The organism is Streptomyces hainanensis (genome assembly GCF_004348415.1).
GTDB classification, from domain to species: Bacteria; Actinomycetota; Actinomycetes; order Streptomycetales; family Streptomycetaceae; genus Streptomyces; species Streptomyces hainanensis.
In genome coordinates this window covers 1-5,929 of record NZ_SMKI01000466.1, presented here as the reverse complement: position 1 = coordinate 5,929, position 5,929 = coordinate 1, and the positions used below count along the sequence as shown (strand labels likewise).

The 5,929-nt window shown below is 72.9% G+C and carries 6 protein-coding genes; 2 read left to right on the top strand and 4 right to left on the bottom strand.

Annotation, left to right across the window (positions count from 1 at the left end):
• Positions 1-2 precede the first annotated feature (2 nt).
• The 4 genes from E1283_RS30230 to E1283_RS30215 all read right to left on the bottom strand — a co-directional run bounded on the left by E1283_RS30230 (position 3) and on the right by E1283_RS30215 (position 4,307).
• A complete protein-coding gene (locus tag E1283_RS30230; RefSeq protein ID WP_425086255.1) occupies positions 3-968 on the bottom strand; it encodes a hypothetical protein in 966 nt (321 codons plus the stop codon).
• Positions 969-1,073: 105 nt separating this feature from the next.
• Positions 1,074-2,096 carry a zinc-dependent alcohol dehydrogenase gene (locus tag E1283_RS30225; RefSeq protein ID WP_132821359.1) on the bottom strand — a complete coding sequence of 341 codons (1,023 nt, stop codon included), beginning with the start codon at positions 2,094-2,096 and terminating at the stop codon, positions 1,074-1,076.
• Positions 2,093-3,265: a mandelate racemase/muconate lactonizing enzyme family protein gene (locus E1283_RS30220; RefSeq protein ID WP_132821358.1), complete on the bottom strand. Its 1,173-nt coding sequence runs from the start codon at positions 3,263-3,265 to the stop codon at positions 2,093-2,095. The genes E1283_RS30225 and E1283_RS30220 overlap by 4 nt, the downstream gene beginning before the upstream one ends.
• Positions 3,266-3,398: 133 nt before the next feature.
• On the bottom strand, positions 3,399-4,307 hold the full coding sequence (locus tag E1283_RS30215; protein WP_132821357.1) for an SGNH/GDSL hydrolase family protein: 909 nt from the start codon (positions 4,305-4,307) through the stop codon (positions 3,399-3,401).
• A 231-nt stretch (positions 4,308-4,538) separates the two neighbouring features.
• Between E1283_RS30215 and E1283_RS30210 the strand changes: the two genes are divergently transcribed.
• Positions 4,539-5,033, top strand: a complete 495-nt coding sequence (locus E1283_RS30210) for a DUF3145 domain-containing protein (protein ID WP_132821356.1) — start codon at positions 4,539-4,541, stop codon at positions 5,031-5,033.
• A 1-nt stretch (position 5,034) separates the two neighbouring features.
• A complete protein-coding gene (locus tag E1283_RS30205) occupies positions 5,035-5,901 on the top strand; it encodes an NAD(P)-dependent oxidoreductase (RefSeq protein WP_132821355.1) in 867 nt (288 codons plus the stop codon).
• Positions 5,902-5,929: the final 28 nt, after the last annotated feature.

The window sequence follows — 5,929 nt, the reverse complement described above, 5'->3', positions numbered from 1 at the left end:
GGTCAGCTCGTGGTGAAACGGTTCAGAGTGCCGGGGAGGCGGGAGCCCAGGGGGGACATGCCGGTGTCGGCGCCGAGGCGGGACAGGAGGTCGAGGGCGAGGCGGCCGCGGCGGACGCGTTCGCGGGCCGTGTCGAGCGTGACGTCGCGCAGGTGCCCGCCGACCGGGTAGATGCCGGGGGCCCGGCTCAGGCCGAACTTGAGGTAGATCGGCGCGCCGCGGCGGATCAGCTCGGCGATGTCGTACATCCGCACGTAGCCGCCCAGGTCGTCCGGCGCCTCCAGGTAGAAGTCCAGCGGCACCCGGCTGGCCCGGCGGATCTCCGTCAGGTGTTCGAGCGTCAGGTCCGACGGGATGTTGACGGAGTCCGCGCCCAGGCCCTCGTGGACCGCGACCGACGCCGGGTTCACCGGGCCGATCAGGGCGGAGACCTTGAACGTCGTGTCCGCCGGCAGCGTGCCCTGCGCGCGCAGCCGGTTCAGCAGCCACAGCACGCCCTCGTCCGCGACCAGCAGGCACTTGACGCCCAGCTCCGCGGCCCGCAGCGCGTCCTCGACGCAGCCGGCGAGCGCGCCGTGTCCGCGGGCGCGGAGGCCGGCGCCGCCGGACGAGGTGCGCGTGCCGGCGCCGATGTCCCACGTGCCGCGGGGGCCGGTGAACAGGCACAGCTCGACGCCGGCCTGGGCGCAGGCGTCGACCATCTCGGTGATCTCCGCGTCGGTGAGCATCCACACGCCGCTGCCCTGGCTGATGCGGTGGATCGGCACGCTCAGTTGGGCGGCCTCCTTGAGGACCGTGTGCACGGCCTCCGGGCCCTCGACGGAAGGTATCTCGGTGCGCCACGTGCCGCCGTCGGGGAAGGCGTGCGGGGAAGCGTCGGCGGGATCGTCCGCCGGGGCCGCGTAGCCCAGCGAGGCCAGGGCGCTGTCGCCCGGACGGCGGGGAGTGGCGGGCGCTGTCTCAGACACGATGCTCCATTGTTCGCGGTTGTTCGATCATTAGGGAAGAGGTGTGAACGGGTTTGATCGCTGGGGTTGTTGCCCGCTGATGCCGCCGCGGCCCGCCGTCGTCCGCTACGGGGTGAGCAGCACCTTTCCCACCTCCGGATCGCCGCTGCCGACCAGCCCGATCGCCTCCCCGAACGAGGTCAGCGGCAGCCGGTGGGTGACCAGTTCGGCCGGTCGCAGCAGGCCCTGGCCGAAGGCGAGGGTGGCGTACGACCAGGCCGCAGGCGGTGCGCCGAAGACGCTGGAGACGGTGAGCTGGCTGACCGACAGATGGACGGGGTCGATGCCGTGCGCGCCTGCCTCCGGCATCCCGGTGAGGACCACCCGGCCGCCGCGCCTGGCCAGCAGGCACGAGTCCCGGGCGGTGCCGGGCGCGCCCGCCGTCTCCACGACCAGGTCGTAGCGGCCCACGAGGGACGTGGCCTCCTCCGGGCCCGCGGTCGCGGTCGCGCCCATCGCGGCCGCCTGGCCGAGCGGCCTGGCCCGCGGGTCGACGGCCAGCAACTCGGCCGGCGAGGAGGCGGCCAGGAACTGTGTCGCCAGCAGCCCGAGCGTGCCGGCGCCCACCACCGCGACCCGTTCGCCCGGCCTGGGGGCCGCCCGCAGCACGGCGGCCGCCACCACGGCGGCCGGTTCGAGCAGGGCGGCCGCCGTCAGGTCGGCGTCGTCGGAGAGTAGGTGCAGCAGCCCGGCCGGCAGCACCAGGTGGTCGGCGAACGCGCCGGGCTGGGTGAAGCCCGTCTCCTCGTAGCCGGCGGTGCACAGGCTGGTCTCGCCCGACCGGCAGCGGGCACAGACCCCGCAGGCGCGGAAGCCCTCGCCCACCGTCTTCCGGCCGACCAGCGCCGGGTCGACGCCGGGCCCGGCCGCGTCCACCGTGCCCGACCACTCGTGCCCCGGCACGATCGGGTAGCGGACGTAGCCGGCGGCCCTGGTGCCGTCGTACACCTCGCGGTCGCTCGCGCACACCCCCGCCGCGTGCACGGCCACCCGGACCTCGCCGGGCCCCGGCGTCGGCGGCTCGCCGGTGACCAGGCGGTGGGTGCCGGGTCGTTCGACCAGCACGCTCCGGGTCTCGCCGGTCGTCACGGCCGCTTCCCCGCCCCGCCGTCCCGCTTGTGCCAGTCCTCGGCCCACAGGTCGAAGCGGGCCTGCTGCTGCGGGAACTCGGCCGCCGCGTCCGTGTCGAGCTCGACGCCGAGGCCCGGCGCCTCGGAGAGGGTGAAGTAGCCGTCGACCACCTCGGGCGCGCCCTTGACCACCTTCTTGATGTCGGCGTCCGCGAAGTCGTTGAAGTGTTCCAGGATCTTGAAGTTCGGTGTGCAGCCGGCCAGTTGGAGGCTGGCCGCGGTGAGCACCGAGCCGCCGACGTTGTGCGGGGCGACCAGCACGTAGTGGGTCTCGGCGGTGGCGGCCAGCTTGCGCATCTCGCCGATGCCGCCGATGTGGCCGAGGTCGGGCTGGATGATGTCGGCGGCCTGCGACTCGAAGATCTCCCGGAACTCGATCCGGTCGTGGATCCGTTCGCCGGTGGCGATCGGCAGGTTGGTCCTGGCGGCCACCTTGGCCAGCGCCTTCAGGTTCTCCGGCGGCACCGGCTCCTCCAGCCAGGACGGCGCGAACCGCTCGAGATCGCCGGCCAGCCGGATGGCGGTGGCCGGGCTGAACCGGCCGTGCATCTCCAGCAGCAGCTCGGCCTCCGGTCCTATCGCGTCCCGCACGGCCTCCACGAGGGAGATCGAGCGCAGGGTCTCGGCGTGGTCGAGCTCGAAGCTGCCGGTGCCGAAGGGGTCGAGCTTGAGAGCCCGGTAGCCGCGCTCCACGACCGTCTGCGCGGCCTTGTGGAACGCCTCGGGGGTGCGCTCGACGGTGTACCAGCCGTTGGCGTACGCCTTGACCCGGTTGTCCGAGGCGTCGGCGCGGCCGCCGAGCAACTGCCACACGGGCACGCCCAACGCCTTGCCCTTGATGTCCCAGCAGGCCATCTCGACGCAGGCGATGCCGGACATCACGATCTCGCCGGCCCGGCCGTAGTCGCCGTACTTCATCCGGCGCACCAGGTCCTCGACCGCGAACGGGTCGGACCCGATGACGTGGTTCGCCTCGGCCTCCCGGAGGTAGCCGATCAACGCGTCGGTATGCCCCAGCATCCGGGTCTCGCCGACACCGGTCAGCCCCTCGTCCGTGTGGACCTGGACATAGGTGAGGTTCCGCCAGGGTGTGCCGACGACATGCGTGCTGATTCCGGTGATACGCACGGGGAAGCGCCCTCTCACACGACGTTCGATATTTCGTTAACCGTTCGAAATCCTGGCGAGAACGTTAGGAGGCCGCCCATACCCTGTCAATGGTCAGGAAGGTCAGGGTATGGATACCGCGGATCGGAGGCGGCTAGTCCACCGGCCGCTCGGCGGGCTCACCCGACTCGGACATGGTGATGTGCTCGTAGGCGAGCGCGGCCAGCTCGGACTGGCCCTCCCGGCTGGGGTGGAACCAGTCCCAGTCGCTGAGGTGGCTCGACGTGAAGCGGAAGTCGAAGACCGCGCCACCGTCGTAGCGGCACAGCTCGTCCGAGGCGCAGACGTCCTCGAGCACCGTGTTGTACTCCTGCACGCGGGCCCGCACCTCGGCCCGCCGCTCGCCCGCCACCACGCCGTCGTCGGTGGCGTCGCTCAGCATCGAGGGGCAGATGTTCGCCATCTGCCACACCGTGCGCGCCATGAACGACTCGCTGCCCTCCTCCCAGAGCCGCATCAGGTCCGGCACGCTCGACACGTAGATGCCGGTCTCCGGCAGCTCGTCCCTGATCACGCCGAACGCCTCGGTGAGCTCGGCCCTGAACTCCGCCGGACCCGTCATGGACGCGACGTCCGCGGCGCAGGCGTCGTTCGCCCCGATCAGGACGGTGACCAACTCGGGCCGGTGCCGGATGGCCTCGGCCGCCTGGGCGGGCAGGTCGGTGACCCGGGCGCCGGTCGCCGCCAGGTTCCAGGACCGCTCGGCGGTCTCGTCGCCCAGTAACTGCTGCGCCAGGCTGTCCACGTTGGCGTCCGTGCCGGTGGCCCAGGAGGCCTCGGGGCAGTCGGACAGCACGGAGCAGGCGTCGAAGGCACGGGTGATGGAGTCGCCGATGGCGGCCACCGACTCCGGCGCGGTGTTCCACTCGGGTGCCGGGGTCGCCGCCTCGTCCGGGGCGGCGGTCGACTTCTCGGAACCCCCCGAGGTGCAGCCGGCCATCACGGTGACCACGACGAGGGGCAGGGCGAGCGACTGGGCGAACGAACGGCGACTGACCTGCATTCAGTTTCCTCGGTGTCCGTGGGGGCCGGTGGTGGAGCGGTAGCTTGGTCCTGGCAGTGGCGACGCCCGACGCGCGTCCTCAACAAGAGTAAAAGATGACCGCGCGTCACCCGTTGTCCATTTTGCCGCAAAAAGTTGCCAATGGTGTTTACTGTTCGTGCGTGAGACCGGCGTGACGGGGGGCGCCTTGAGGCTCGCGGCGGGCGCAGGTAGCCAAGAGTGGAGGTCCCGGTGACGACACGTGGTGTTCTGTTCGTGCACTCCGCCCCGCGCGCGCTGTGTCCACACATCGAGTGGGCGGTGGCCGGCGTGCTGGGCGCCCGGGTCGGCCTCGACTGGATCAGACAGCCCGCCTCTCCCGGAACCTGGCGGGCCGAGCTCTCCTGGCAGGGCGAGGCGGCCACCGCGTCCAAGCTGGCCTCCGCACTGCGCGGCTGGCACCTGCTGCGCTTCGAGGTCACCTCGGAACCCTGCCCCACCGCCGAGGGCGAGCGCTACAGCTGCACCCCCGAACTGGGCATCTACCACGCCGTCACCGGCATCCACGGCGACATCATGATCCCCGAGGACCGGCTCCGTGCCGCCGCGGCGCGGGCCGCGCGCGGCGAGAGCGACCTCCAGGCCGAGATCAGCCGGCTGCTCGGCAAGCCGTGGGACGACGAACTCGAACCGTTCCGCCACGCGGGCGAGGGCGCGCCCGTCCGCTGGCTGCACCAGGTGGTGTGAGATGGCGCCGACCGTGGCGGTGCTCGGCACCGGGATCATGGGCGCCGGCATGGCCCGCAGCCTGCTCCGCGCCGGCCTCGAGGTCCGCGCCTGGAACCGCACCCACGCCAAGGCCGAGCCCCTGGCGGCGGACGGCGCCCAGGTCGTCGGCACCCCCGCCGAGGCCGTGACCGGCGCGGACGTCATCCTCACCATGCTCCGCGACGGCGCGGCCACGCTGGCCGCCATGCGGGCGGCCACGCCCGGGCTGGCCGCCGACGCGGTCTGGCTGCAGAGCTCCACGGTGGGCCCCGCGGGGCTCGACGACCTGGCCGTGCTGGCCGCCGAGGAGGGCCTCGTCCTGGTGGACGCGCCCGTGCTCGGCACCCGGCAGCCGGCCGAGGCCGGCCAGTTGACCGTCCTGGCCGCCGGCCCCTCGACCGCCCGCTCCGCGCTCACCCCGGTCTTCTCCGCGATCGGTTCCCGCACCCTGTGGGTGGGGGACGAGGTGGGGGCCGCCTCCCGGCTCAAGCTCGTCTGCAACAGCTGGGTGCTCGCCGTCACCCACGGCACGGCCGAGGCGCTGGCACTGGCGAAGGGGCTCGACGTCGACCCGCAGCACTTCCTCGACGCCGTCGAGGGCGGCGCGCTCGACCTCCCGTACCTCCGCGTCAAGGCGGCGGCGATCCGATCGGGCGAACTCGCGCCGGATTTCACGGTCGACACGGCCGCCAAGGACGCCGGCCTCATCCTGGCCGCGGCCGAGTCCGCCGGCGTCCGCCTCGACCTGGCGGCGGCCGGCGCCGACCGCTTCCGGCGGGCGGCGGAACAGGGGCACGGCGCGGAGGACATGGCGGCGTCCTACTACGCCAGCTGGCCGCCTGCCTGACGACGCGGACCGGGGGTTTTTCCCCACC